At 65.9% G+C, this 25,002-nt stretch carries 24 protein-coding genes and 1 tRNA gene; 12 read left to right on the forward strand and 13 right to left on the reverse strand.

Annotated features, from left to right (window positions below; translation table 11 throughout):
* Positions 1–67 precede the first annotated feature (67 nt).
* On the forward strand, positions 68–1,168 hold the full coding sequence (locus tag ADAD_RS0107515) for an ATP phosphoribosyltransferase regulatory subunit (protein ID WP_010411945.1): 1,101 nt from the start codon (positions 68–70) through the stop codon (positions 1,166–1,168).
* A 15-nt stretch (positions 1,169–1,183) separates the two neighbouring features.
* On the opposite strand, the gene ADAD_RS0107520 is transcribed toward ADAD_RS0107515, so the two are convergent.
* Entirely contained in the window at positions 1,184–2,005 is an 822-nt protein-coding gene (locus ADAD_RS0107520; RefSeq protein ID WP_010411949.1) for an aldo/keto reductase, read from the reverse strand.
* A 213-nt stretch (positions 2,006–2,218) separates the two neighbouring features.
* Between ADAD_RS0107520 and ADAD_RS0107525 the strand changes: the two genes are divergently transcribed.
* Together ADAD_RS0107525 and ADAD_RS15720 are read left to right on the forward strand one after the other, a co-directional pair.
* Positions 2,219–3,508 carry an adenylosuccinate synthase gene (locus tag ADAD_RS0107525; RefSeq protein WP_010411952.1) on the forward strand — a complete coding sequence of 430 codons (1,290 nt, stop codon included), beginning with the start codon at positions 2,219–2,221 and terminating at the stop codon, positions 3,506–3,508.
* Positions 3,509–3,603: 95 nt separating this feature from the next.
* Complete coding sequence (locus ADAD_RS15720) at positions 3,604–4,590, forward strand: winged helix DNA-binding protein (protein WP_010411955.1); 987 nt, start codon at positions 3,604–3,606, stop codon at positions 4,588–4,590.
* Here the strand turns inward: ADAD_RS15720 and ADAD_RS0107535 are convergent.
* From ADAD_RS0107535 to argH, 4 genes are all read right to left on the reverse strand, one after another.
* On the reverse strand, positions 4,587–5,405 hold the full coding sequence (locus ADAD_RS0107535) for a precorrin-2 dehydrogenase/sirohydrochlorin ferrochelatase family protein (protein ID WP_010411960.1): 819 nt from the start codon (positions 5,403–5,405) through the stop codon (positions 4,587–4,589). The two genes, ADAD_RS15720 and ADAD_RS0107535, sit on opposite strands and share 4 nt — an antisense overlap.
* Positions 5,374–6,633: a diaminopimelate decarboxylase gene (gene lysA, locus ADAD_RS0107540; protein ID WP_010411963.1), complete on the reverse strand. Its 1,260-nt coding sequence runs from the start codon at positions 6,631–6,633 to the stop codon at positions 5,374–5,376. Before lysA ends, ADAD_RS0107535 begins: the two co-directional genes overlap by 32 nt.
* Positions 6,634–6,696: 63 nt before the next feature.
* Complete coding sequence (locus ADAD_RS0107545; protein WP_010411965.1) at positions 6,697–6,966, reverse strand: hypothetical protein; 270 nt, start codon at positions 6,964–6,966, stop codon at positions 6,697–6,699.
* Complete coding sequence (gene argH / locus ADAD_RS0107550) at positions 6,966–8,342, reverse strand: argininosuccinate lyase (protein ID WP_033193259.1); 1,377 nt, start codon at positions 8,340–8,342, stop codon at positions 6,966–6,968. The genes ADAD_RS0107545 and argH overlap by 1 nt, the downstream gene beginning before the upstream one ends.
* Before the next feature lie 31 nt (positions 8,343–8,373).
* Here argH and ADAD_RS0107555 point away from each other — a divergent pair, with 31 nt between their 5' ends.
* Positions 8,374–8,958 carry a TlpA family protein disulfide reductase gene (locus ADAD_RS0107555; protein ID WP_010411970.1) on the forward strand — a complete coding sequence of 195 codons (585 nt, stop codon included), beginning with the start codon at positions 8,374–8,376 and terminating at the stop codon, positions 8,956–8,958.
* A 1-nt stretch (position 8,959) separates the two neighbouring features.
* Here ADAD_RS0107555 and ADAD_RS0107560 read toward each other — a convergent pair whose 3' ends face one another.
* Together ADAD_RS0107560 and ADAD_RS0107565 are read right to left on the reverse strand one after the other, a co-directional pair.
* A complete protein-coding gene (locus tag ADAD_RS0107560) occupies positions 8,960–10,186 on the reverse strand; it encodes an FAD-dependent oxidoreductase (RefSeq protein WP_010411973.1) in 1,227 nt (408 codons plus the stop codon).
* Positions 10,187–10,241: 55 nt separating this feature from the next.
* A tRNA-Val gene (locus tag ADAD_RS0107565) sits at positions 10,242–10,317 on the reverse strand.
* A gap of 99 nt (positions 10,318–10,416) precedes the next feature.
* Between ADAD_RS0107565 and ADAD_RS0107570 the strand changes: the two genes are divergently transcribed.
* Positions 10,417–11,406 carry an asparaginase gene (locus ADAD_RS0107570; protein ID WP_010411977.1) on the forward strand — a complete coding sequence of 330 codons (990 nt, stop codon included), beginning with the start codon at positions 10,417–10,419 and terminating at the stop codon, positions 11,404–11,406.
* Positions 11,407–11,446: 40 nt separating this feature from the next.
* Here the strand turns inward: ADAD_RS0107570 and ADAD_RS0107575 are convergent, their stop codons facing one another.
* The 5 genes from ADAD_RS0107575 to fmt all read right to left on the reverse strand — a co-directional run bounded on the left by ADAD_RS0107575 (position 11,447) and on the right by fmt (position 15,323).
* Positions 11,447–12,559 (reverse strand): zinc-binding dehydrogenase, encoded by a 1,113-nt coding sequence (locus ADAD_RS0107575; protein ID WP_010411981.1) that lies wholly within the window; start codon positions 12,557–12,559, stop codon positions 11,447–11,449.
* Positions 12,556–12,987: a hypothetical protein gene (locus ADAD_RS0107580; protein ID WP_029139989.1), complete on the reverse strand. Its 432-nt coding sequence runs from the start codon at positions 12,985–12,987 to the stop codon at positions 12,556–12,558. The genes ADAD_RS0107575 and ADAD_RS0107580 overlap by 4 nt, the downstream gene beginning before the upstream one ends.
* On the reverse strand, positions 12,987–13,751 hold the full coding sequence (gene truA / locus ADAD_RS0107585; RefSeq protein ID WP_010411987.1) for a tRNA pseudouridine(38-40) synthase TruA: 765 nt from the start codon (positions 13,749–13,751) through the stop codon (positions 12,987–12,989). Before truA ends, ADAD_RS0107580 begins: the two co-directional genes overlap by 1 nt.
* 55 nt (positions 13,752–13,806) lie before the next feature.
* Positions 13,807–14,304 carry a hypothetical protein gene (locus ADAD_RS0107590; RefSeq protein ID WP_139020388.1) on the reverse strand — a complete coding sequence of 166 codons (498 nt, stop codon included), beginning with the start codon at positions 14,302–14,304 and terminating at the stop codon, positions 13,807–13,809.
* A gap of 113 nt (positions 14,305–14,417) precedes the next feature.
* Positions 14,418–15,323, reverse strand: coding sequence for a methionyl-tRNA formyltransferase (gene fmt / locus ADAD_RS0107595; RefSeq protein ID WP_010411993.1), 906 nt, complete (start codon positions 15,321–15,323; stop codon positions 14,418–14,420).
* Positions 15,324–15,450: 127 nt separating this feature from the next.
* Here fmt and recR point away from each other — a divergent pair, with 127 nt between their 5' ends.
* On the forward strand, positions 15,451–16,047 hold the full coding sequence (gene recR, locus ADAD_RS0107600; RefSeq protein WP_010411996.1) for a recombination mediator RecR: 597 nt from the start codon (positions 15,451–15,453) through the stop codon (positions 16,045–16,047).
* A gap of 332 nt (positions 16,048–16,379) precedes the next feature.
* Positions 16,380–16,952, forward strand: coding sequence for a peptide deformylase (gene def, locus ADAD_RS0107610; protein ID WP_010412002.1), 573 nt, complete (start codon positions 16,380–16,382; stop codon positions 16,950–16,952).
* Positions 16,953–17,073: 121 nt separating this feature from the next.
* On the opposite strand, the gene ADAD_RS0107615 is transcribed toward def, so the two are convergent.
* Positions 17,074–17,472: a four-helix bundle copper-binding protein gene (locus tag ADAD_RS0107615; protein WP_010412005.1), complete on the reverse strand. Its 399-nt coding sequence runs from the start codon at positions 17,470–17,472 to the stop codon at positions 17,074–17,076.
* Positions 17,473–17,566: 94 nt separating this feature from the next.
* Between ADAD_RS0107615 and rmuC the strand changes: the two genes are divergently transcribed.
* From rmuC to infB, 5 genes are all read left to right on the forward strand, one after another.
* On the forward strand, positions 17,567–19,033 hold the full coding sequence (gene rmuC, locus ADAD_RS0107620; protein WP_010412008.1) for a DNA recombination protein RmuC: 1,467 nt from the start codon (positions 17,567–17,569) through the stop codon (positions 19,031–19,033).
* A gap of 345 nt (positions 19,034–19,378) precedes the next feature.
* Positions 19,379–19,957, forward strand: a complete 579-nt coding sequence (gene rimP / locus ADAD_RS0107625; protein WP_010412012.1) for a ribosome maturation protein RimP — start codon at positions 19,379–19,381, stop codon at positions 19,955–19,957.
* A complete protein-coding gene (nusA, locus tag ADAD_RS0107630; protein WP_010412013.1) occupies positions 19,957–21,624 on the forward strand; it encodes a transcription termination factor NusA in 1,668 nt (555 codons plus the stop codon). The genes rimP and nusA overlap by 1 nt, the downstream gene beginning before the upstream one ends.
* Positions 21,605–22,315 carry a DUF448 domain-containing protein gene (locus tag ADAD_RS0107635; protein WP_010412016.1) on the forward strand — a complete coding sequence of 237 codons (711 nt, stop codon included), beginning with the start codon at positions 21,605–21,607 and terminating at the stop codon, positions 22,313–22,315. The genes nusA and ADAD_RS0107635 overlap by 20 nt, the downstream gene beginning before the upstream one ends.
* 51 nt (positions 22,316–22,366) lie before the next feature.
* Positions 22,367–24,937 (forward strand): translation initiation factor IF-2, encoded by a 2,571-nt coding sequence (gene infB / locus ADAD_RS0107640; protein ID WP_010412020.1) that lies wholly within the window; start codon positions 22,367–22,369, stop codon positions 24,935–24,937.
* Positions 24,938–25,002 lie beyond the last annotated feature (65 nt).

The raw sequence follows: 25,002 nt of genomic DNA on the forward strand, positions 1-25,002 counted from the left end.
TCAGGCGGGCGGGGCGAGCCAATCTTGGCTTGCCGCCGCCTGCCGGTCTGCTAGCGCTCGCGCCACCATGACCGACGACCTGCTGCCCGAGGGGCTGGCCGACAATCTGCCCGAACAATCCGCAGTGCTGACGCAGGCGATGCGCCTCGCGCTCGATGCAATGGATGCGCATGGGTACGACCGGGTCAGCCCGCCGCTGATCGAGTTCGAGAAGTCGCTGGGGCAGCGCATGGACGGGCTGCAGACGCGCAGCATGTTCCGCTTCGTCGATCCTGCCAGCCTGCGCACGCTCGCGCTGCGCAGCGACATTACACCGCAGATCGGGCGCATCGCTGCGACCGCGATGGCCGATAGCGCCCGCCCCCTGCGGCTATGCTACGCAGGCGAGGTGGCGCGCATCGCCGCCGACCAGCTCGATCCGGTGCGCCAGCGCCTGCAGATCGGTGCCGAGCTGATCGGCTCGGACAGCGTTGCTGCGGCCACCGAAGTGGTGCTCACCGCGATAGAGGCGCTGGATGCTGTCGGGCTGGGGCCGCTTTCGGTCGATTTCACGCTGCCCGATCTCGTCACCACGCTGGCCAGCAGCACGTTTCCGCTCTCTCCCGAACAGGCCGATAAGGTCCGGCGGGAACTGGACACCAAGGATGCAGGCGGGCTGAAGGCCGTCGGCGGGGAAGCGTTCCTGCCGCTGATCCACGCCGCCGGACCCTTCCCCGACGCGCTGGAGAAGCTGCGCGCGGTGGATGCTGGCGGGGCGCTCGGCTCCCGGATCGAGGGGCTGGAGCAGATCGCCGCCGCCATCGGGGACCGCGCGCGCATCACGCTCGACCCGACCGAACGCCACGGCTTCGAATACCAGAGCTGGTTCGGTTTCACGCTCTACGCTGCCAACGTGCGCGGTGCGCTGGGGCGCGGCGGAACCTACCTGATCCGCGGCACGGACGAGCCCGCGACCGGGTTTTCGATCTATCTCGGCCAGGCACTGCCGCTGCTCGACACGGACGAGCAGCGCGACATGCTTTACCTGCCGCTGGGGCACGACCGCGATGCCGGCACGCGCCTGCGCGCCGAAGGCTGGCGCACGCTCCGGGCCCTTTCCGAAGACGAAGACCCGCGCGCGCTGGGATGCACGCACCGCCTCGAAGACGGTGCGCCACAGCCCATCTGAGTTTTCGGCCCAGCCTTACGAGTTGAACTTGCCCGGTTCCGGGCCCATCCGGCCGTTCGGATCGTCCAGATCGTCGATCTTCTTCATCTGATCGTCGGTCAGTTCGAAATCGAGTGCCTTGAAGTTGGCTTCGATGTGATCGCGGCTGGACGCCTTGGGGATGGTCGAAAGCCCGCACTGGATGTGCCAGCGGATCACCACGGCAGACGTCGGCTGGCCCACTTCTTCGGCGATGGCGTCGATCGTGTCGTTGCCCATCGCATTGCCCTGGCCCAGCGGCGACCAGCTTTGCGTCACGATGCCCATCTCATCATGCAGCTTGCGCATCTCGCGCTGCTGGAAGGTGGGGTGCAGTTCGATCTGGTTGACCGCCGGGGTTACGCCGGTTTCGTCCACGATCCGCTTCAGGTCCTGTTCGCGGAAGTTGGACACGCCGATGCTCTTCGCCTTGCCCTGGTCGCGCAGCTCGATCAGCGCCTTCCACGTGTCCACGAAGAGGTCCTTTTCTGGCTGCGGCCAGTGGATCAGCAGCATGTCGACATGGTCGCGGCCCAGCCGCTCGAGGCACTTGTCCGCCGCCTTCAGCGTACGGTCGTAACCCTGGCTCTCGTTCCAGATCTTGGTCTGCAGGAAAATGTCGGCCCAGTCGCCGATGCCTTCGCCAACGCCGCGCTCGTTCTTGTAGATCGCGGCGGTGTCGACCAGCCAGTATCCCGTTTCCAGCGCGATGCGCACGGGTTCGGCAACCTTGTCTTCGTCGATCTGCCAGGTGCCGAAGCCCAGCTGCGGAATCTGGCGGCCATCGTTGAGGGTGAGGGTGGGGTAATCTTTGCGCATGAAATCTCCTTCTGCTGTCCCAACACGTACGCCCGCCGAAATGTCCCGCGATTTGCGGATAATCCGTTTCCTACCGCGTCTGTGCATGCCATAGGCCCGCGCTTGTGCGCAGCCGGTTTCCGGCTCGGGAGATTTCGGCCTCAGGACACTGTGTCAAGTGTGTCAGGCCAGGCGCCGCCACCGATGTGCGCGGTGATGTGAAGGAGTTCGAATTTGGCCAATGTGACCGTGATCGGAGCCCAGTGGGGGGACGAAGGCAAGGGCAAGATCGTCGACTGGCTGGCCAGCCGCGCCGATGCCGTCGTGCGATTCCAGGGCGGGCACAATGCGGGCCATACGCTGGTGGTCGACGGCACGACCTACAAAATTTCGCTGGTACCGTCGGGCATCGTCACCGGTACTCTGTCGCTGATCGGCAATGGCGTGGTGCTCGACCCGTGGGCGCTCAAGTCCGAGATCGAGAAGCTCGAAGGGCAGGGCGTGACGATCACGCCGGACAACTTCGCCGTGGCGGACAACTGCCCGCTGATCCTGCCGCTCCACCGCGATCTGGACGGCCTGCGCGAAACCGCGGCGGGCAGCGGCAAGATCGGCACCACCGGCCGCGGGATCGGCCCGGCCTACGAAGACAAGGTTGGTCGCCGTGCGATCCGCGTATGCGATCTGGCGCATCTCGACGAGATCGAGCCGCAGCTGGACCGGCTGTGCGCGCACCACGATGCGCTGCGCGCCGGGTTCGACGAAGCGCCGATCGACCGCGAGCAGCTGGTCGCGGACCTGAAGGAAATCGCGCCCTTCGTGCTGCAATTCGCGCAGCCGGTGTGGAAACGGCTCAAGAAGGTGCGCAAGGCGGGCGCGCGCGTGCTGTTCGAAGGCGCGCAGGGCGTGCTGCTGGATGTCGACCACGGCACCTATCCCTTCGTCACCAGCTCCAACACGGTCAGCGGTACGGCGGCGAGCGGTTCGGGCCTCGGCCCCAATGCGACCGGCTTCGTGCTGGGCATCACCAAGGCCTACACCACGCGCGTGGGCTCTGGCCCGTTTCCGACCGAGCTTGAAGACGAGATCGGCCAGGGGCTGGGCGAGCGCGGGCACGAATTCGGCGTGGTGACCGGGCGCAAGCGGCGCGTCGGCTGGTTCGATGCGGTGCTGGTGCGCCAGACCTGCGCGATCGCAGGCGTGACCGGCATCGCGCTGACCAAGATCGACGTGCTCGACGGGATGGACAAGGTGAAGATCTGCACCGGTTACCGCCTCGACGGGCGGATATTCGACTACTTCCCCAGCCACGCGGCGAGCCAGGCGCGGTGCGAGCCGATCTACGAAGAGATGGAAGGCTGGAGCGAAAGCACGGCGGGGGCGCGCAGCTGGGCCGATCTGCCCGCCAATGCGATCAAGTATATCAGCCGTATCCAGGAGCTTATCGAATGCCCCGTGGCGCTGGTTTCGACCAGCCCGGAGCGTGAAGACACGATCCTGGTGCGCGATCCGTTCGAGGACTGATCGCAGACTGACAGGATCGCATCCATCGCGCAGGCGATTGACTTGGACCCCGTTTGTTCTCACAAAGTGAGTGGAACAAACGGGGAATGCGAATCATGCTTCAGGCGGAACTGGTGGGCGAGGCGCCCAGTTATGAAGGGCCATCCGATCCGGCTGGCCTGCCGATGGCAGTCTCCCTCTTCGCCGACCGCCCGCAGGTGCGCGCGGCGATGCGCGATGACGCGGAACTTGCCGGGTTTCGTATCATGCAGGCCAATGGGCTCGGCCTGCTGGAAGAGGGCGCGGCGCGGGCGCTGGGCGATATCGTGGCGGTCGATGCTCCGGCCGCCGATGCGCCGACCCTCGCCATGCTCGAACGGGTGTCTCAGCGGATCGCACGCTCGGGCGCGAAGCTGATTGTCTCCACCACGATCGGCGCGCTCGAACCCGTGATGCTGGCGGCACGCGAAGGCGACCCTGTGCTGCTGGTCGAGCCGGGCAGGGCCGAACGGCTGGTTGCCTTCGGGGAAGCTCTGGCGGGTCTGGCAGGAAGGCGCGTGCGCGAATTGTCCGATGATGATCGCGTTGCCGTCATGCGGCTGGTGGAGCGGGTGACGACGCTGGCGGAACGGCTGGACGGGCTGGTGGGCGAAGGAGAGGGCGTTGATGCAAGTGGCAGCGCCTTTGCTTTCGGAACCGGGCAGGGTGCAGCCGCCGGCGAAGATGGCAGCGCAGCGCTTGCGAACATTCCCGGTCTGCCGGACCCGCGCCGCGTCCGCGCCGCGATCCGCAAGCGGCAGATGCGCATGCGCTTTTTCGAACCCTCGCTGTTTGCCGATCCGGCATGGGACATCCTGCTCGATCTCACCGCGGCGCGGGCAGAGGGCCGCCGGGTTTCGGTCACCTCGCTGTGCATCGCCAGCGGCGTACCACCCACCACGGCGCTGCGCTGGATCGGGCAGATGGTCGATCAGGGCCTGCTGCAGCGCGAGGAGGACCGGATCGACCGGCGGCGCGCCTTCATTGCGCTGAGCGATACGGGGGTGGAGGCAATGGCACGCTACTTCGACGCCGCGGGCAGCTGCGAGTGTGCCGGGATCTAGCCGCGCCTGAGGACCAGCCCGAAACCCTCGCTCGGCGCTGCGGGTGCTTCGTCCAGCGGATGCCGCTGTGCATCCGCCCGGGCGCGGGCGAGGATGGCCGGCGCAATGCCGGCGTCGTGGTAGATCGCGTCGGCCTCGCCCAGCCAGCGTGCCTGGCGCAGGGTAAGGTCTTCGGGATCGTCGCTGGTGAGCGTGACGGTCTCCAGCCGCGCCGGGGCGTCGGCAGCGGGATTTGCGAGCCAGCCGGTCACGCGCTCTGCCGACGCATCCTCCAGCGGGTCCAGCATGCCGCCACGCCGCAGCGCCGCATCCACCGCGCGCCGCCGCGCATCGCCATCGGGCAGCGCGGCGCGCAAGCGGTCGCGGCCCTCGGCCAGCGCGCGTGCCAGCGCGCCCAGCGTTTGCGGCAGGATCGCCTCCAGCCGCAAGCGGACATGCTTCGCGAGCCCGGCGGACGCTCCGTCGGTTCCGATAGCGATCAGAAGCGGGTCGCGATCGAGGATGCTCGGTGTGGTGAAATCGCACAGATCGGGCTTGTCCGCGACATTGACCAGCAGGCCCTTCGCCTTGAGTCGCTGGCGCACGGCAGCGGCCTCGCCCGGATCCTCCAGCGCCACGAAGGCGAGCGTGGCATGGTGCGCCTCGGCCTCGTTCACGGCCATCGCGCCCGCGCGTTCGACCAGCCGCCGCTTGGCATCCGCCATGGGGCCTTCGCCGACCACCACGATGCGCGTGCCCGCCGCCTTGTGGAACAGCGGCAGCGAGGCGATCCGGCCGGTCACGTCAGCCGAGCCATTCGGGCACGCGCTCTGCATCCATGATCGCGCCCGCGTCGATCCGGTCGGCCACCACTGCGAAGTCGCTGCCGCTGACGAGTACCTCTGCCACGAAGCCGCGCGAGTTGTAGGAAGAGGCCATGGTCGCGCCATAGGCGCCCGCGGTGCGGAACACCGCGAGATCGCCCGCCACCAGCGCAGGGCAATCGCGGTCGGTGGCGAAGGTGTCGCCCGTCTCGCAGATCGGGCCGACGATGTTCGCGGTCATCCGCTGGTCCGTCGCCGCGACCGGCTCGAAGTCGTGCCACGCGCCGTACAGTGCGGGCCGGGCCAGATCGTTCATCGCGGCATCGACGATCAGGAAGGGGGAGGACAGCCCGCTCTTCACCCGGACCACCCGCGTCAGCAGAACGCCGGCATTGCCCGCGATCACGCGGCCCGGCTCAAACGCCAGCTGCACGCCCCAGTCGCGCGTGACGTGCGCCACCATGGCACCGTAATCGGCGGGGGAGGGGTAGCTCTCGCCCGCGCGGTAGGGCACGCCGATCCCGCCGCCCAGGTCCACCCGGGTGATGGTGTGGCCACTCGCGCGCAGATCGCCCAGCAGCCGCCCGACCTTTTCGAACGCGGTTTCCAGCGGTGTGAGGTCCGCCAGCTGGCTGCCGATATGGATCGCCAGACCTTCCAGCGCGAGACCATCGAGCGCGGCCAGTTCTGCGAAGGCATCCGCCGCGCGGTGCAGCGGTACGCCGAACTTGTTGTCGGCCTTGCCGGTGCTGATCTTCTCGTGCGTGCCCGCATCGACATCGGGGTTGATCCGCAGCGCACAGCGCGCGCGTTCGCCCCGTGCATGCGCCAGTTCTGCCAGCTCGCGGCCCTCTTCGCGCGATTCGATGTTGAACTGCGCGATGCCGGTGTCGAGGCCCAGTTCCAGCTCCGCCCGCGTCTTGCCGACGCCGGAGAAGATGATCTTGTCCGGTGTCATCCCGGCGGCCAGTGCGCGGCGCAATTCCCCGCCCGAGACAACGTCCGCGCCGAAGCCTTCGCGCTGCAGCACGCGCAGGACGGCAAGGTTCGGGTTTGCCTTGACGGCAAAGACGATCAGCGGATCGTCGAGCGCGCCCAGCCCTTCGCGGAAGACGCGGGCGTGGCGTTCGAGCGTCGCCTGCGAATAGACGTAGACGGGCGTGCCCACCGCCTCCGCGATGGCGGGAAGCGGCACATCCTCGGCATGGAGGATGCCGTTCTTCATGGTGAAGTGATCCATCGTGGGCTCTGCTTGTCTTGTCGTGGCGTTGGGGAGCGGCGTTTGTCGGTCCGGAATGCCGGTCTATTCCGGCGGAAGATCGAACGGATCGTCCTCGCGTTCTTCGGAGCGCGTGCGCAGTTCGGTGTCGCGTTCGGGCACCGCAATCACGTCGGGCTCGAGCAGTTCGCTCGCCGTGGGCGGCACTTCGCTGCCGTAAGGTGCGGGGGGCAGGCTGGCGCCCTGCGGAGGGGCGAGATCGGCCTGCTGCCCGCAGGCGGCCAGCGCCAGGCAGAGCGTGCAGGCAATCGGGATCAGGCGGCTGCGCATCGCGGGTGTCGGGGTCTCTCGCATCAGCTATCCATGCCGAGCGTTTCGCGCGCGGCCTTCACCTGTTCGCGTACCCGATCCGGCGCCGTTCCACCATAGCTCCGGCGCGAGGCGACCGATCCTTCGAGCGTCAGATGAGCGAGCGCATCGGGCGTGACCCGAGGGTCGATGGCGGCAAGGTCTTCCTGCGTAAGCTCCGCCAGCGCGCAGCCCTTTTCATCGGCGCGCGCCACGGCAGCGCCGGTGATGTGGTGCGCTTCGCGGAAGGGTACGCCCGCCTCGCGCACCAGCCAGTCGGCGAGGTCGGTGGCGGTGGCATGGCCGCTGCCCGCCAGCGACAGCATCCGGTCGGTGTTGAACTCCGCGCCCGCGATCATGCCTTCCATGCTCGCCAGCGAGAGGGTGAGCAGGCCGTGCGCTTCGAACACGGGCGGCTTGTCGTCCTGCATGTCCTTCGCATAGGCCAGCGGCAGGCCCTTCATCGTGATGCTGAGCGCGGTCGCCGCGCCGATGATCCGCCCCGCGTGCCCACGGACCAGTTCCGCCGCGTCCGGGTTCTTCTTCTGCGGCATGATCGAGCTGCCGGTGGACAGAGAATCCGGCAGGCGGATGAAGCCGAAGGGCTGGCTGGCCCAGATGATGATTTCCTCTGCCAGCCGCGAGAGGTGAATGCTGACGAGGCTTGCCGCGTGGAGATAATCCAGCGCGAAATCCCGGTCCGATACCGTGTCGAGGCTGTTGGACGTCGGTTGGGAGAAGCCCAGCGCCTTCGCAGTGGCTTCCCGGTCGAGATCGAACCCGGTTCCGGCCAGCGCGGCGGCGCCCAGCGGACATTCGTCAAGCCGTTCGCGCGCGCTCGCAAACCGCATCCGGTCGCGCCGCAGCATCTCGTAATAGGCCATCAGGTGGTGGCCCAGCGTGACGGGCTGGGCGGCCTGCAGATGGGTGAAGCCGGGCATGATGTCGTCCGCATGCTCTGCGGCGCGGGTGACGAGCGCACGCTGGACCGCCTGCAGCCCCGCGTCGATCTGGTCGATCGATTCGCGGACCCACAGCTTGAAATCGGTCGCTACCTGATCGTTGCGGCTGCGCGCGGTGTGCAGGCGGCCCGCGACGGGGCCGACCAGTTCGGTGAGGCGCGATTCCACGGTCATGTGGATGTCTTCGAGGTCCCAGTCCTCTGGCACGCCGTCGCGTTCGTACTCCGCAGCGATCGCTTGCAGGCCGTCGTCGATGGTCTGCGCATCCTCGCCCGTGAGAATGCCTTGCGCCGCCAGCATGCTCACATGCGCGCGGCTGCCGGCTATGTCCTGTCGCCAGAGCGCTTTGTCGAACGGAATCGAGGCATTGATTTCGCGCATGATAGCACTAGGCCCATCCGCGAAGCGGCCGCCCCACATCGCGTTGCCCTGTCCGTTACCGGAGGATTGCATGTCCCGTTCCGTCATTCTGCCCGCGCTTGCCCTCGTTCTGGTTCTGAGCGGCTGCGATAGGGAGCCGCAGGAAAGCCCGCAAGAGAGCGAAAGCACCGCAGGCATGGGCGAGGTCGCCCAGACGGGCGAAATCGACCGCAGCCGGGCGGGGGACCTGATGCCCGCCGCCAATCTGGTGGACCCGGCGGACGAGGTGATCAATCTGGGTGCCCTGCAGGGCAGACCCGTTCTGATGAACCTGTGGGCCACCTGGTGCGCGCCCTGCGTGAAGGAGATGCCGCTGCTCGACGATCTGGCGGCGGATTACGGCGAGGAACTGAATGTCGTGACGATCAGTCAGGATATGGGCGATCCGGCCAAGGTCGCAGACTTTTTCGAAGAGAACGATCTGGCCAACCTGCCGCGCTGGATCGACCCGCAACTGACGCTGACCGAAGCGATCGGGGCGGGAACGCTGCCGACGACCGTGCTCTACGACCGCACCGGGCAGGAAGTCTGGCGCGTGACCGGCGATTTCGACTGGTCGAGCGAAGAAGCGCGGGCGGCCATCGAAGAAGTGGTCGAAACTCCCGCACTCCCTTAGGTCAGCGCCCGGCGAGCAGACGTTCGTAATCGGGCAGGGCCAGTCCGAGCGGGGCGAGGGGATCGCCCACCAGACCCGCGACCAGCCGCGCCTGAATGCCCGGCCCTGGCCATATTCGTCCCAACGGGGTGAGCAACAGATCGCGCAGGGCGTGCCACACGCTGTCGGACTGGTAGAGCGGCGTCGCTGCCCAGGTCAGCGCCTGATAGAGCTTCACGTGGCGGCTGCGCAGGCGGGCCGCGAGGGCGAGCCCTTCGTCCGGCGTGCTGCCACCTTCGAGGCCTCTCGCAAGCGCAAAGGCATCGAGCAGAGCCATATTCGCCCCCTGGCCGAGCTGCGGGCTCGCCGAATGCCAGGCATCGCCGATATGGATCAGCGCCTTGCCCGCGGGTTCTGCCACGCGGCGATGCGCGTAGCGTGCAAAGGTCAGCTGTTCGGCGTGCTCGATCTGGCCCAGCAGCGCCTCGCAATCCGGCCAAAGCGCGCAGACCTGCGCCTTCCATGCGTCGAGCCCCGCAGCCTGCCAGCTTTCGTAGTCGGACGCCTTGAGCGACCAGAAGAACGATAGTTCGCGCCCTGCGCCATCCACCCGCATCCCCGTCGGCAGCAGCCCCGCCATCTGCGCTGCGTGCGTATAGCGCTGTTCGAGCAGTCCGGCGTCGAACGGGCTGTCCGCAGGCCAGTCGAGCGTTGCCCACAGGGCCCCGAACGCCAGCCATTCGCCGCATGGAGCCGCCAGAGGCGTGGAGGTGCCCAGCGCATCGACCACCAGATCGAACGCCTGCGTCTTCTGCCCGTCTTGCGAAGTCAGCGTCCTGCCTTTTCCTTCAAGGTCGGACCGTGCGACCGGGAAGCCCGTTTCGATGGCAATTCCTTCGTCCACCGCTGCACGGAAAAGGATTGCGAACAGGCTGCCGCGGTGGATGCCTATGCCGCAGGCGCCCGGCACACGAAGGTCGGCGTAGCGCGCATCGAGGGCGATATCGCCCTGATGATTGAGGCCGTGCAGCGCGCGGATCGGGGCGCCGTGCGCAAGGATATCCGGCGCCAGACCCAGCGCATCGAGCACCGCCATGCCGCTCGGCTGGATCATAAGGCCCGATCCGACGGGCCGCGGCTCTTCGAACCGTTCGAACAGCGTAACGCGGTGCCCCTGCCGGTGCAGCAGCAGCGCGGCGGCGAGGCCGGCCGGTCCGCATCCGGCAATGGCAATGTCGAACCGGGTCATGGCCCGACGCACTGCCCCGCCCAAGGCGGTGCCGCAAGAGAGTTGGGGAGGGGAATGGTGGGCGATGACAGGCTCGAACTGCCGACATCTTCGGTGTAAACGAAGCGCTCTACCAACTGAGCTAATCGCCCGATCCGTTCCGGGAGGGCCGCTATCTAGCGTGCAAAACTTCAAAATCAATTGCCAGATTTCGGATTGAAAGCGCGTCGCGGGCCGTTAGGGCGGCTGGCATGAGCGCGCCAAGCCAGCCACCACGCATCCTCGTTCTCGCCACCGGCGGCACCATTGCCGGGCAGGCTGGCGATGCGATGCGTGCCGACTATCGCCCCGGGCAGGTCGGGATCGAGGCCTATCTTGAGCAGGCAAGCGGGTTGGGCGTCGCGGCACAATTCACCGGACGGCAGATCGCCAATATCGGATCGGAGGATATCGATGCCTCGATCTGGTCGCGCCTCCACGCCGAGATAGAGCTGGCCATGCGCGACGACGAGCTGGACGCGGTGGTGGTCACCCACGGGACCGACACGGCCGAGGAAACGGCCTTCCTGCTCGACCTCACGCTGCCGAGCACCAAGCCTGTCGTGCTGGTTGGCGCGATGCGCCCGACCGATGCCGTCGGCTACGACGGGATGCGCAATTTCGCCAATGCGGTGCGCGTGGCGGGCGATCCCGACGCTGCCGGGCGCGGTGTGCTGGTGGTGATGGGAGACAGGGTCCATTCGGCGCGCGACGTCCGCAAGGCGGAGACCCGCGCCACCGAAGCCTTTCGCGGGTTTCCCCGCGAATCCGTGGCCATCGTCACGCCTTCGCGGCTCGACTGGTTCGGTGCGCCATGGCGGGTGGATGATGGCGCGCGCCTCAAGTTCCTGCCACTGCCCGAAGTGCCGATCCTGGCGATCTACGCCGGGATGAGCGCGGCGGCGGCATCGCACCAGCTAGCGCATAATCCTCCCGGAATTGTGGTTTCGGGGCTGGGCGAGGGCAACATGCCCGACCCCGTGCGCCAGGTGTTGGTGCAGCACGCGCGGCGTGGGTGCCTGGTGGTGCGGGCCAGCCGGACCGATCAGGGCCTCGTCGACCGCGAGCCCGAGGACGACGAAAACGGTTTCGTCGCGGCCCGCGCCCTGGGCGTTCCCAAGGCGCGGATGCTGACCGCGCTGCTGCTGGCGAACGGGATCACCGATCCGGCCGAGGCACAGCGCTTCTTCGACGAGCGGTAAGCGTGCCTCCCCTCCCGGGAGGGAAGGGAGGCCTTGCAACCTAGCCCTGCGGCGTCACCAGATACTTCTCGCCGGTGCGCATCTTGGCATATTGCAGCACCGCATCCTTCTCCAGCATGCCCTCCAGAGTCACCTCTGCAGTGTAGTTGCTCTTGAACGTGGTGGTGAGGTTGTCGAGCACGCGCTGGCGCATGCGGGCCACGGTTTCCTTGCCGGCGCTCTGCATGAAGGGGAACAGCAGCCAGCCAGACAGCGTCCAGCCGAAGCCGTAGGACGGCGTCAAGATCGTCGGCCCGATGTCGAGCCGCCCGTAGATGTACATCTTCTTCGGCTGGTTCGAACCGTAGCGGCTGTATTCGGTCATCTTGCCGACCGCGACCTGCTCCATCGCCTTGAACGCGGTATCGACCGCCTTGCCGCCGCCGATCGGATCGAAGCCGATGAACGCATCGGTCTCGTCGATTGCCTTGCGCAGCTGGGCCATGAAGTCGTCGTCCGACGAGTTGACGATGTGCTTTGCGCCAAGGTCTTTGAGCACATCGACCTGTTCCTGACGGCGGACGATGTTGACCAGCTCCATGTCGTCTTCCTGGCAGATCCGGACGAGCATCTGGCCGAGGTTGGAGGCAGCGGCGGTGTGCAGGATTGCCTTGAACCCTTCCATCTTCGCGGTTTCGACGAAGCCCAGCGCTGTCATCGGATTGACGAAGGCGGAGGCGCCGTCCCTGGACGAGATATCACCCAGCGGAATGCACATGCTGGCATCGGCGATTGCGTATTCGCTGAATGCGGTACCGGGCACGCAAGACACGCGCTTGCCCATCAGCGCCTTGGCCATATCTGAATCGCCAGTGGCGATCACTTCGCCTGCGCCTTCATTGCCGACCGGCATACGCTGGCCGTGGCGACCCTTGGCGCCCGAATTGAACGGTTCGGGCATTTTGGCGACGATCTTGCCGTCCGAATACTCCGCATTTTCCAGGTCCGCCTGGCCAACCAGCAGCGCAAGGTCGCTCGGGTTGATCGGCGCGGCTTCCATTTTCACGAGCACCTGGTTTCCCTTGGGGTCGGGAAACTCGCTGGTCGCGACTTCGACGGTCAGCGTGCCGTCGCTTTCCAGCGTGGTGAAAATCTGCTTGCCGGTGGTGCTCATTCTTGCCTCTCTTTCTTGTCTTTTTCAGGTTCGGGTTTGTCTTTCGAAGGTTCGGGTCGCTCTCTTCCGCGCGGGATCAGTTCGACCAGAACGATCATCAGTGCCCATACCGTCAGCGTGGGTTGCAGCTGGGGGATCGGCGGGAGTTGTAGCGGATCGTCCATGATGTGCGGGATCATGAAAATCACGAAGGCGGCTAGCGCGCCATAGGCCAGCTTGTATTCGCTGTGCGCGAGATAGAGGATCGAGACGACCGCGCTCGCACTCAGGAACAGAAGGACGGCGAAATCGCGCGGCGGCAGGCCGCTGGCATCCGCCAGCACGAAACCCAGCACCGCCCCGAAGACGATGTTGATGCCCTGGATATTCGCTTCGTATTCGCCATCGCTCAACCGCGAGGTGGTGGGGAAGTGATACCATTTTGCCATCAGATGCCCCCCTCCGGTTCGGGATAGATCGCCTCGACGAAGTAGAGCCCGTGGGCGGGGGCGTTCAAGCCCAGTTCCTGCCGGTCCTTCGCTTCCAGAACCTGCGCTATCCGGTCTTCGTTCCAGCGGCCCATGCCGACCAGCGCAAGGCAGCCGACCATCGAGCGGACCTGATGGTGCAGGAAGCTGCGCGCGGCGACCTCTATGCGAATTTCGTCTCCGGAGCGTTTGATGTCCAGCCGGTCGAGCGTCTTGACCGGGCTCGCCGCCTGGCAGTGGACCGAGCGGAAGGTGGTGAAGTCGTGATGGCCGACCAGGCTCTGCGCCGCGCGGTGCATCGCCTCCGCATCGCATTCGGGCGACAACAGCCACGCGCGGTTCTTCTCCAGCGTCAGCGGCGCGCGGCGGTTGAGGATGCGGTAGAGATAGCGTCGCCCGATGCAGCTGAAGCGCGCGTGCCAGTCCTCGGGCACCGCCTCGCAATGCGTCACGGCGATCGGGGCAGGGCGCAGGTGCGCATTGATCGCCTCGCCCATGCGAAACGGCGTCAGCTTGCTCTCGACATCGAAATGGCTGCGCATGGCGAGCGCATGGACACCGGTATCGGTGCGCCCCGCGCTGTGCAGCGTGACTTCTTCTCCGGTTACGCCGTGCACGGCTTCCTCGACCGCCTGCTGCACGCTGGGCCCGTCCTTCTGCCGCTGCAGGCCGAAGAAGGGCGTGCCATCGAATTCCAGCGTGAGGGCATAGCGGGTGAGGGCCATGCCGCCCCTGCTAGGGACAGATCGCCGCGAAGCAACCCGTCGCGTGATCTGCCCCTTACATAATCTCAAGGCCTTCGGGCAGCGGTTCGCGCACGCATTTGGCACCGTCCCTGAACGCGACCGACCGCTCTGCCGTGCCCGGATCGGTCCGGTAGGCGGCAATGTCGAGCGTGCCGAGATCGACGTCATATCGTGAGCGCGTGCCGTTCGCGCTGGTCCAGTCCATCCGGATGACGCCGTTTTCGATTTTCAGCGCGCAGTTTTCCTGCCCCGCCCGACACAGGTCGAAGGCCTGATTCTGGAAATCGGAATAGCGCTTCGGCTGCCCGTCGATCAGGATGAAGCGCTCGGTCGTGGTGAGGCCGACCTTGCCGTCGAAATCGGGCATCGCGCAGGTGATCAGCCCGTCGGACAGATCCGCAGGAGCTGCGGAGGTGACGGCTGGCAAGCTGTCGCCAGACGCTTCGTCCGCCGCCGCTTCGCCCGGCTCCGCCGCGCCGCAGGCGGCCAGTGCCGTGGTCGCCGCGATCGTGATTGCCATCATCCGTTTCATGTCCGTTTCCCCGTTGTCTGCTCAGGGGACGACGTTTCGCGCCGAGGCTGCGGAGTCAATTGCGGGCCTTGGGCCTAACGGACATTGTCATGATCGGGCGCGTCTGCGCTGCCTCAATCGAGGTGCGCACCCTGGGCGATAGCTCGCCCGCGCTGGAAATCCGCCGTATCCATGGCCGGCTTGCCCGCCCGCTGGACGCGGGTGAGGCGCAGCGCGCCCGATCCGCAGGCGACGGTCAGCTCATCGTCGAGCACGGTGCCGGGATCGCCTCTGCCCTCGGCAATCTGGGCCGCCAGCACCTTCACCCTGGTATCCTCATGTTCGAAGAACGCGCCCGGCCACGGCGTGAAGGCGCGTACCTGCCGCTCCACCTGCTCTGCATCCTGCGTCCAGTCGAGCCGCGCTTCTGCCTTGTCGATCTTGGGCGCATGGGTCGCTTCGGCGTCATCCTGTGCGAGCGGGATATGGATCGCGAGGTCGCGCAGCGTGCCGACCATCAGTTGCGCGCCCTTGCGGGCCAGCTCGTCTGTCAACTCGCCCGCCGTCTTGCGGTCGATGGGGGTGCGCACGGTCGCCAGCATCGGGCCGGTGTCGAGCCCGGCCTCCATCTGCATGATGGTCACGCCGGTGCCGGTATCGCCAGCGAGGATCGCACGCTGGATCGGCGCGGCGCCTCTCCACCGGGGCAGGATGCTGGCATGCACGTTGAGGCAGCCATGTTCCGGCGCGTCGAGCACTGCCTGCGGCAGGATCAGGCCATAGGCCGCGACCACGCCGACATCGGCCTCCAGTGCGGCGAACGCGTCCTTCTCTTCCTGCGGCTTCAGCGAGGCTGGATGGCGCACCTCGATCCCCAGCCGATCCGCCGCCGCGTGCACGGGCGTGGGCTGGAGCTTCTTGCCGCGCCCGGCCTTGCGTGGCGGCTGGGTGTAGACGCACACCACATCATGCGCGGCGTGCACCAGCGCCTCGAGCGTCGGCACGGCGAAATCGGGCGTTCCCATGAAGACGATGCGCATAAGCCAGCTTCCCGTGTAGGTCCCCGCTCGTCCTGAGCCTGTCGAAGGACCGCTTTTCCTTTGGGAACCGCGCTAGAAGAAAGTACGGCCCTTCGACAAGCTCAGGGTGAGCGATTAGGTGGTGGCAATGGCATCGCAAGAAATCGAAGCATTGAGTTCCGCACTCGCCCGCCTGCCAGGGCTGGGGCCCCGTTCGGCCCGGCGCGCGGTGCTGCATCTGGTCAAGAAGCGCGAGACCGCGCTGCCCGCGTTGCTCGATGCGCTGCTCGCCGTGCAGGACACGCTGGAGGAGTGCCGCATCTGCGGCAATGTCGACACGCGCGACCCCTGCGGCATCTGCTCCGACCCGAAGCGCGATGCGAAGTCGATCTGCGTGGTGGAGGATGTGGCGGACCTGTGGGCGCTCGACCGCGCGAAGCTGTTCTCGGGCACCTATCACGTGCTCGGCGGGCGGCTTTCCGCGCTGGACGGCGTGCGGCCCGAAGATCTGGCGATTCCGGGCCTGCTTGCGCGCGTCGAAGCGGGCGGCGTGGACGAGGTCGTGCTGGCAATGAATGCGACGCTGGAGGGGCAGACCACCGCGCACTACCTTGCCGAGCGGCTGGAGGATTTCTCCGTACGCATCACGCAACTCGCCCACGGCCTGCCGGTGGGTGGAGAGCTCGACTATCTCGACGAGGGGACCTTGGCGCAGGCATTGAGGGCGCGGAGGCCGATGGGATGAGGCTGAGAAGCGCGTTCTGGCGGTTTGCGCACGAACGATACCAATCGCGCGCTCCGAGATGGCAGTGGGAATTGATAGCCTTTTTCTGGGCGGGCCTTTTCGGGCTCGCTTACCTGGGCGGATTGCTTGCTGATTTTCGCGGTACGCTCGCAATCTTGCCCGGGGCAATTCTGTTCGTTGTTACGCCAGCGCTCCTCGGCTGGCTTCACCGGTTGATCAGGCTGGAGCAAAACAAGGGTAGCGACGCGCTGTACCGCAAGCGTATCTCTTGCAGATGAAGCGGCACGGCCAGGGAAGTTGTAATCGACTGAGTCTGGCCCTAAATCCGCCCCATGGCTATCCGCGAAATCCTTGAAGTGCCGGACCCCCGGCTGAAAACCGTGTCGCAACCCGTCGAAGCTGACGAGTTCAACGACGATCTGCGCACGCTGATCGATGACATGTTCGAAACGATGTATGCTGCGCACGGCATCGGCCTGGCGGCGATCCAGGTGGGCGTGCCCAAGCGCATCCTTGTGATCGACCTGCAGCCCGAAGACCCGGATGCGGAGCCGGTCGAGTGCGATCATGACGGGCACAGCCACACGCACCCGGCGACGAAGAAAGAGCCGCGGGTGTTCATCAATCCCGTGATCCTCGACCCGGCGGAAGAGCTTTCGACCTATCAGGAAGGCTGCCTCTCGGTGCCGGAAATCTATGCCGACGTTGATCGTCCGGCGACCTGCACGGTGCGCTGGCAGGATCTCGACGGGAACGAGCATACCGAGGCGCTGGAAGGCATGATGGCGACCTGCATCCAGCACGAGATGGATCACCTCGAAGGCATCCTGTTCATCGATCACTTGAGCCGCCTCAAGCGCAACATGGCACTGAAGAAGCTCAAGAAGCTGAGGGTCGCGGCCTAACCACAACCTTGGAGGTCGCCCCGGACTTGACCAGGGGCAAGGCTGCCTTCCTGCGACGCGGTTTGAAAAAGCCCGGCCCCGGCTCGCAGGCCGGGGCGACGAGTATTTGATCAGGCAGGCCTCAGGCCGCGGCCACCATGCCCTGCAGCGCCTTCACGCAGTCTTCCATGCACTCGCGGCACATCTTTTCGCAGCGCTTGCAATGCGGATCGTCGTGCTTCGCGCATTCTTCCGCGCAGACCTTGCAGGCGAGGATGCAGGCTTCGAGCAGCGACTTGATCACCGCCGTGTTGCCATGCGTACGCCGCGCGGCGACCGTGCTGACCGCCTGACAGATATCCGCGCAATCCGAGCACTTGCGGATGCACGCGCTCATGTCGCCATCCTCGGCATTGCAGGCATCGGCGCAGGAATTGCAGATCGCTGCGCAATACATCGCGTGCTTGATCGCCTCGCCCAGCTGGTCGTTGTAATCGGCACCCACTTGCGGGTGTTCCTTGATCATTTCCTTGATCGACATGCGTTTTCTCCTTCTGTGATAAGGGAGCGGAACGGGCGGGGGATAGTTCCCGCGGCGGCTTGGCCTGCGGCGTCGTTCCAGCTATGTTCTGGCCATGGAATATGCGATTCTGGGTGTCGTGGCGCTGCTGATCGGGCTGGGCGTCGGGTGGTATCTCGGCGGCAGGCCCGCGGCCGAGCTGAAGGCGCGGCTGGCCGAGAGCGAGCGGGAGGCGAAGGAGACCGACGCCAAGTACCTGCGCGCCTATGCCGAGCTCGAGGCGGCGCGCGAAAAGGGCGCTCGGGTCGATGCGCTGGACGCAGAGCTGAAGGAAACCCGCGCGCGGCACGAGGCTGCGCTGGAAGAGGCGCGGCGGGCCAATGGTGCGCTTTCCTCCGAGCTGGCGACGCTCAAGGAAAAGACCGCCAATTTCGACGAGCAGAAACGCCTGCTGGTCGAAGCGCGCGAGGAATTGCTCAAGGAATTCCAGAACACCGGATCGGCGGTGCTGTCCAAGGCGCAGGAATCCTTCCTCGAGCGCGCGAGCGAACGGTTCGGCCATTCCGAGAAATCCTCCGAGGAGAAGATCCGCGCGCTGCTCGCCCCGGTGGGCGAGCGTCTGGCGAAATACGAAAAGCAGGTTTCGGACCTTGAGGAGAAACGCACCAATGCGTTCTCCTCGCTCGCCGCGCAGATCGAGCAGATGCGGCTGGGGCAGGAAGAGGTCCGGCGCGAGGCGCAGCGGCTGGGCAACTCGCTCACCAATGCTCCGAAGGCGCGCGGCCGCTGGGGCGAGCGGGCGTTGCAGAACGTGCTGGAGCAGTGCGGGTTGTCAGAACACACGGACTTCATCCTCGAACAGTCGCTGGAGACCGACGAGGGTCGGCTGCGGCCTGACGCGATCGTGAATGTGCCCGGCTCGAAGAAGCTGGTGATCGACGCCAAGGTCTCATTGAACGCCTACCAGGCCGCGTTCGAGGCGGAGGACGAGGGGGAGCGCAAGCGGCATCTGGACCTGCACGCCAAGTCCATGCGCGGCCATGTCCAGACATTGGGTTCGAAAAGCTACCAGAGCCAGTTCGACGATGCGCCGGACTATGTCGTGATGTTCGTGCCGGGTGAGCATTTCGTCGCCGCCGCGCTCGACGCCGATCCCGAGCTGTGGGATTTCGCCTTCCGCAACAAGGTTTTGCTCGCCACACCTACAAACCTCGTGGCGATCGCGCGGACGGTGGCGCAGGTCTGGCGGCAGGACACGATCGCCAAGGAAGCGATGGAGATCGGCAAGGCCGGGGCCGAGCTTTACGACCGGCTCGCCATTGCTGCCGAGCATATGAAGCGTGTTGGCGGCGGGCTGGAAAGCGCGGTCAAGAATTACAACAAGTTCGTCGGCAGCTTCGAGCGCAATGTGCTGTCTTCGGGGCGCCGTCTGGCCGAGAAGGGGATCGAGATCGGCAAGCGCGAGATCGAGGAAATCCCGCAGATCGCGGAGACTCCGACTTACACTTCCGACGATGTTTCTGCCATGGACGAGAGCGGGGCGCCCGGCAGTCTGGAAGACGCGCGCAACGCTGCGGAATAGGCCCGGGCGAGGCAGGCCGGGGCCTGCGATGGCGCCGGGAGATCGTGTCACTTCGCCCAGGACGTCGTTCCGAGCGCTCCTTCAACGAGCGGACAGAAAGAGCGGACAGGGCGCATTCCGGCCGTGCAGGTATTGTGGGCAAACTTGAAACCGGGCCACGCACGAACGCCGGTTCAGGCGTAGAGGTTAGGGCATCCGCATTTTCGCGTCTCGCGCGTTGCATTTCTGGAAGACTGCGCCTAACTAGCCGTCATCCCGACATTGCTGGCACCATGTTGGGCCGGGCCGCAAGGCACCGGCGCCAAGCTGCACGGCCATGGCATTCGGGATAAGGAACGGAGATTTATGGCGGACATCGCGCGACTGACACAGATTATCGAACCCGAGGCAAAGGCCCTGGGATTCGAACTCGTGCGCGTGAAGATGATGCCCTCCGAAGCAGGCGACGGCACGCAGGCGCTGCAGATCATGGCGGAAGACCCCGCGACGGGCCAGCTGGTGATCGAACAATGCGCCGCGCTGAGCCGCGCTGTCTCCGCGAAGATCGATGCTCTGGAAGAGCAGGGCGACGTGCTGATCGACGGTGCCTACCACCTCGAAGTCAGCTCGCCCGGGATCGACCGCCCGCTGACCCGTGCGAAGGACTTTTCCGACTGGGCAGGGCACCAGGCCAAGATTTCCATGGCCAAGGGCTATGAGGGCCAGCGTACGTTCAAAGGCACGCTTGAAGGCCTGCATCCGGACCGCGGCATCAACTTCGTCCACATCAAAGATGCCAAGGGCACCACTCATTTCCTTCCGTTGGAAGAAATTCATTCGGCGAAGCTCGTCCTGACCGACGAACTGATCGCCGCGACCAGACCGCTCGACACCACGGGTGCCGAGGAAGTACAAGAAGACCAACAAGAAAAGGCTGACGACTGATGGCCACTGCCATTTCCGCCAACCGCGCGGAGCTCCTCGCGATCGCCAACTCGGTCGCTTCGGAAAAGATGATCGACAAGTCGATCGTGATCGAAGCGATGGAAGAGGCGATCCAGAAATCCGCCCGCAACCGCTACGGCGCGGAAAACGACATTCGCGCCAAGCTCGATCCGCAGACCGGCGACCTGCGCCTGTGGCGCGTCGTGGAAGTGGTCGAAGAGGTCGAGGACTACTTCAAGCAGGTGAACCTGGAACAGGCGCAGAAGCTGCAGGATGGCGCGGCCATCGGCGACTTCATCGTCGATCCGCTGCCCCCGGTCGATCTGGGCCGCATCGATGCGCAGTCCGCCAAGCAGGTGATCTTCCAGAAGGTCCGCGATGCCGAGCGTGAGCGTCAGTATGAAGAGTTCAAGGACCGCGCGGGCGAGATCATCACTGGTGTCATCAAGTCGGTCGAATTCGGCCACGTGATCGTCAATCTGGGCCGCGCCGAAGGCGTGATCCGCCGCGACCAGCAGATCCCGCGCGAAGCAGTGCGTGTGGGCGAGCGGATCCGCGCGCTGATCAGCAAGGTGGAGCGCAACAATCGCGGTCCGCAGATCTTCCTGACCCGCGCGCACCCCGATTTCATGCGCAAGCTGTTCGCGCAGGAAGTGCCCGAAATCTACGACGGCATCATCGAGATCAAGGCCGCTGCCCGCGATCCGGGCAGCCGTGCCAAGATCGGCGTCATCTCGCATGATTCCAGCATCGATCCCGTCGGCGCCTGCGTCGGCATGAAGGGCAGCCGCGTGCAGGCCGTCGTGCAGGAACTGCAGGGCGAGAAGATCGACATCATTCCCTGGAGCGAGGATCAGGCGACCTTCATCGTCAACGCGCTCCAGCCCGCCACCGTCAGCCGCGTGGTGCTGGACGAAGAGGAAAGCCGGATCGAGGTCGTCGTGCCCGATGACCAGCTTTCGCTCGCGATCGGCCGTCGTGGCCAGAACGTGCGCCTCGCCAGCCAGCTGACCGGCAACCAGATCGACATCATGACCGAGGAAGAAGCCTCGGAAAAGCAGAGCAAGGAATTCGCCGCTCGCTCCAAGATGTTCGAGGAAGAGCTCGACGTCGACGAAACGCTCTCGCAGCTGCTCGTCGCCGAAGGCTTCGCCGAACTGGAAGAAGTCGCCTACGTCCAGCTGGACGAGTTGGCGATGATCGAAGGCTTCGACGAGGAACTGGCGGAAGAACTGCAGAGCCGGGCGCAGGAAGCGCTCGACCGGCAGGAAGCCGCGCACCGCGAGACCCGCCGCGAACTGGGCGTGGAAGACGATCTGGCCGAACTGCCGGTGCTGACCGAGGCGATGCTGGTCACGCTGGGCAAGGCCGGGATCAAGACGCGCGACGATCTGGCCGATCTGGCCACGGACGAGCTGATCGCCAAGAAGCGCGAGGCGCCGCGTCGCCGCAACAACGCCAATGCCGACGGCCCGCCGATGCGGCGCGACCGTCCGCAGCGCGAGCAGGACAAGGGCGGCGTGCTGGGCGAATACGGCCTCACCGAAGAACAGGGCAACGAGATCATCATGGCTGCCCGCGCGCACTGGTTCGAAGACGAACCGGCCCAGGAAACCGCATCCGAGGGTGCAGATCAGGAGGCCGCCGATGCGGACTCCACACAATGAGCGCCTGACGCCGACAACCCGTAGCACGCGCCCCGGCGAGAAATCGCCGGAGCGCAAGTGCATCCTCACCGGCCGCCATGGCGAGCGGGAGGATCTGATCCGTCTGGCGATCTCGCCGGACGGTCAGGTGCTGCCCGATCCGCGTGCGCGTGCGCCGGGTCGCGGTGCATGGCTGGGCGTTTCGCGCGCCGAGCTTGAAGCCGCTATCGAGAAGGGCAAGCTGAAGGGGGCGCTGGCCCGCGCGTTCAAATCCGCGCCGCCACTGGTGCCCGAAGACCTGCCCGCACAGATCGAGGCCGGGCTTGTGCGAACGCTTACCGACCGGCTGGGGCTCGAAATGCGCGGCGGAAACCTTATCTTGGGGTCCGAACGTATTGCCGAACACGCACGCGGCGGCGCGCTGGCCGCGCTGTACCACGCCAGCGATGCGAGCGAAGGCGGCGCCGCCAAGCTTGACCAGGCGTGGCGCGTGGGAATGGATCGCGAAGGTTCGGGCGAGGGCGGAACGCGCTTGCCACTGGACCGCGCGGCGCTGTCTGTGGCATTGGGCCGCGACAATGTCGTCCATCTGGGCGTGATCATGGGGCGCGGGGCCGATCGGTCGGCTGCCGAGCGGGTCGAACAGGCCCTCGCGCGCCTGCAGAATTACCGGGATGCGTCTCAGGACGCGCGCGAAACGGGGGCCGTCTAGACGGTGGCCTGCCATTTCGCGACGATGTGATCGAAGGAAGAAACGAGTTTTATGAGCGACGACAAGAACGAGACCCGGACCCGTAAACCGCTTGGCCTCAAGCGGAGCGTGGAATCGGGCGAGGTCAAGCAGACCTTCAGCCACGGCCGTACCAACAAGGTGGCGGTCGAGGTGAAGCGTCGTCGCAAGATCCTCAAGCCCGGCGAATCCGCTCCCGCTCCGGCCGAGGAAGCGAAGGCACCTGCGCCCGCTCCGGCTCCCGAGCCTGCGCCTGCTCCCGCCCCCAAGCCGGCGGCGAAGAAGCCTGCACCCAAGAAGGCCGCGCCCGCCGGGGAGACCCCGCAGGAACGCGTCGCGCGTCTGCAGCGCGAGGCGGAGGAAGATCGCCTGCGGCAGGCCGAGGAAGCGCGCAAGCGCGACGAGGAGAAAGCCAGGCAGGCCGCCGAGGAAGAGAAGCGGCGCGCCGAGGAAAACGCCAAGGCCAAGGAAGAAGCGGCCAAGCGGGCCGAGGAAGAGGCCAAGGCCCCCGCTGAAGCTCCCGCTGCCGAAGCGCCCGCTGCCGAGGCTGCGGAGCAAGAGGCGGCTCCGGCCGAAGACGCTGGCAGCGGCAAGACCGCGCGCCCTGCCGCGCGCAAGTTCACGCCCGTTCAGCGGCCAGAGCCCAAGAAGCCGGAAAAGAAGCCCAAGAAGGAAGACAAGCCTGCACGCGGTGCCGAACGCCCCGACAAGCGGCGTTCGGGCAAGCTGACCGTCACCAAGGCGCTCAACGAGGACGAAGGCCGCCGTGCGCGCAGCCTCGCCGCGCTCAAGCGGGCGCGTGAGAAGGAGCGCCGTTCGCAGGGCGGTGGCTCCTCCAAGCCGCGCGAGAAGCAGACCCGCGACGTGATCGTCCCCGAGGCGATCACCGTGCAGGAACTCGCCAACCGCATGGCCGAAAAGGGCGCGGACCTGGTGAAGGAACTGTTCAGCCTGGGCATGGCCGTCACCGTCAACCAGACGATCGATCAGGACACCGCGGAACTGCTGGTCGAACAGTTCGGCCACAACATCCAGAAGGTTTCCGAAGCCGATATCGACATCAAGGCCGAAGAGGATGTCGATCCCGAAGAAAGCCTGAAGCCGCGTCCGCCGGTCGTGACCATCATGGGCCATGTCGATCACGGCAAGACCAGCCTGCTCGATGCGTTGCGCGGTACCAGCGTGACCAAGGGCGAAGCGGGCGGCATCACGCAGCATATCGGCAGCTACCAGGTGGAAACGAAGAACGGCGACAAGATCACCTTCCTCGATACGCCGGGTCACGCCGCCTTCACCGAAATGCGTGCGCGCGGTGCCAACGTCACCGATATCGTGGTGCTGGTGGTTGCTGCCGACGATGGCATCATGCCGCAGACGATCGAGGCGATCAGCCACGCCAAGGCGGCGGGCACGCCGATCATTGTCGCCATCAACAAGATGGATAAGGAAGACGCCAATCCCCAGAAGGTGCGCGAGCGCCTGCTGGAACAGGAAGTCATCGTCGAGGCAATGTCGGGCGACGTGCAGGACGTCGAAATCTCGGCGCTCAAGGGCACCGGGCTGGACGAACTGCTCGACAAGATCGCGCTGCAGGCCGAACTGATGGAACTGAAGGCCAATCCCGATCGCGCTGCCGAGGCAACCGTGATCGAGGCGCAGCTGGACAAGGGCCGCGGCCCGGTCGCATCCGTGCTGGTCACGCGCGGTACGCTGAAGAAGGGCGACAGCTTCGTCGCCGGGACGGAAAGCGGCCGCGTGCGTGCGATCGTCGACGACCAGGGCAAGCAGATCAAGGAAGCCGGGCCTTCGATGCCGGTCGAGGTCCTTGGCCTCGGCGGTGTTCCGGGCGCAGGCGAGCAGCTGACGGTTGTCGAGAACGAACAGCGCGCCCGCGAGGTCGCCGAATATCGCCGGGACAAGGCGAACGAGAAGCGCACCGCGCTGGCTCCGACCAATTTCGACGCGATGTTCGCCGGCCTTGCCAACAAGGCGATCGAATTCCCGCTGCTGGTTCGTGCCGACGTTCAGGGTTCGGTCGAGGCGATCAAGACCGCGCTCACCAATCTTTCGAACGACGACATCAAGGTGCGCATCCTGCACTCGGGCGTCGGCGCTATCACGGAGAACGACGTGACGCTGGCGGCTGCCGGCAATGCGCCGATCATCGGCTTCAACGTGCGCCCCAATGCCAAGGCGCGCCAGCAGATCGAGCGCGAGAAGGTGCGCCTGATGTACTACGATGTCATCTATCACCTGACCGAGGAGATCGCGAAGGAGATGGCGGGCGAGCTGGGTCCGGAGCGGATCGAGAACGTCGTCGGTCGCGCAGCAGTCAAGGAAGTCTTCAAGTCCGGCAAGAAGGACAAGGCGGCCGGTCTGCTGGTGGAGGAGGGCTCGATCCGCAAGGGTCTCCACGCCCGCCTCACCCGCGACGATGTTATCGTGTCCTCGACCACCATCGCCTCGCTGCGGCGCTTCAAGGACGACGTCGACGAAGTGCGCGCCGGCCTCGAATGCGGCGTGGTGCTGGAAGACACGAACGACATCAAGCCGGGCGACCAGCTCGAAGTCTTCGAAGTCGAGGAGCGTGAACGGACGCTGTAGCGTTTCGTCGAAAGTGATACTTTCGACGAGGAGGTCTTATGCCAAAGAGCCGGGTGCGTAAGCGT

The sequence above is a fragment of the Citromicrobium sp. JLT1363 genome, assembly GCF_000186705.1.
In the GTDB taxonomy this organism is placed as follows: Bacteria; Pseudomonadota; Alphaproteobacteria; order Sphingomonadales; family Sphingomonadaceae; genus Alteriqipengyuania.

Coding starts and splice junctions, on each gene's coding strand:
- ADAD_RS0107515 (WP_010411945.1), top strand. CDS start 68: ATGACCGACGACCTGCTGCCCGAGGGGCTGGCCGACAATCTGCCCGAA.
- ADAD_RS0107520 (WP_010411949.1), bottom strand. CDS start 2,005: ATGCGCAAAGATTACCCCACCCTCACCCTCAACGATGGCCGCCAGATT.
- ADAD_RS15720 (WP_010411955.1), top strand. CDS start 3,604: ATGCTTCAGGCGGAACTGGTGGGCGAGGCGCCCAGTTATGAAGGGCCA.
- ADAD_RS0107535 (WP_010411960.1), bottom strand. CDS start 5,405: ATGCAGAGCGCGTGCCCGAATGGCTCGGCTGACGTGACCGGCCGGATC.
- lysA (WP_010411963.1), bottom strand. CDS start 6,633: ATGGATCACTTCACCATGAAGAACGGCATCCTCCATGCCGAGGATGTG.
- ADAD_RS0107545 (WP_010411965.1), bottom strand. CDS start 6,966: ATGCGAGAGACCCCGACACCCGCGATGCGCAGCCGCCTGATCCCGATT.
- argH (WP_033193259.1), bottom strand. CDS start 8,342: ATGTGGGGCGGCCGCTTCGCGGATGGGCCTAGTGCTATCATGCGCGAA.
- ADAD_RS0107555 (WP_010411970.1), top strand. CDS start 8,374: ATGTCCCGTTCCGTCATTCTGCCCGCGCTTGCCCTCGTTCTGGTTCTG.
- ADAD_RS0107560 (WP_010411973.1), bottom strand. CDS start 10,186: ATGACCCGGTTCGACATTGCCATTGCCGGATGCGGACCGGCCGGCCTC.
- ADAD_RS0107570 (WP_010411977.1), top strand. CDS start 10,417: ATGAGCGCGCCAAGCCAGCCACCACGCATCCTCGTTCTCGCCACCGGC.
- ADAD_RS0107575 (WP_010411981.1), bottom strand. CDS start 12,559: ATGAGCACCACCGGCAAGCAGATTTTCACCACGCTGGAAAGCGACGGC.
- ADAD_RS0107580 (WP_029139989.1), bottom strand. CDS start 12,987: ATGGCAAAATGGTATCACTTCCCCACCACCTCGCGGTTGAGCGATGGC.
- truA (WP_010411987.1), bottom strand. CDS start 13,751: ATGGCCCTCACCCGCTATGCCCTCACGCTGGAATTCGATGGCACGCCC.
- ADAD_RS0107590 (WP_139020388.1), bottom strand. CDS start 14,304: ATGAAACGGATGATGGCAATCACGATCGCGGCGACCACGGCACTGGCC.
- fmt (WP_010411993.1), bottom strand. CDS start 15,323: ATGCGCATCGTCTTCATGGGAACGCCCGATTTCGCCGTGCCGACGCTC.
- recR (WP_010411996.1), top strand. CDS start 15,451: ATGGCATCGCAAGAAATCGAAGCATTGAGTTCCGCACTCGCCCGCCTG.
- def (WP_010412002.1), top strand. CDS start 16,380: ATGGCTATCCGCGAAATCCTTGAAGTGCCGGACCCCCGGCTGAAAACC.
- ADAD_RS0107615 (WP_010412005.1), bottom strand. CDS start 17,472: ATGTCGATCAAGGAAATGATCAAGGAACACCCGCAAGTGGGTGCCGAT.
- rmuC (WP_010412008.1), top strand. CDS start 17,567: ATGGAATATGCGATTCTGGGTGTCGTGGCGCTGCTGATCGGGCTGGGC.
- rimP (WP_010412012.1), top strand. CDS start 19,379: ATGGCGGACATCGCGCGACTGACACAGATTATCGAACCCGAGGCAAAG.
- nusA (WP_010412013.1), top strand. CDS start 19,957: ATGGCCACTGCCATTTCCGCCAACCGCGCGGAGCTCCTCGCGATCGCC.
- ADAD_RS0107635 (WP_010412016.1), top strand. CDS start 21,605: ATGCGGACTCCACACAATGAGCGCCTGACGCCGACAACCCGTAGCACG.
- infB (WP_010412020.1), top strand. CDS start 22,367: ATGAGCGACGACAAGAACGAGACCCGGACCCGTAAACCGCTTGGCCTC.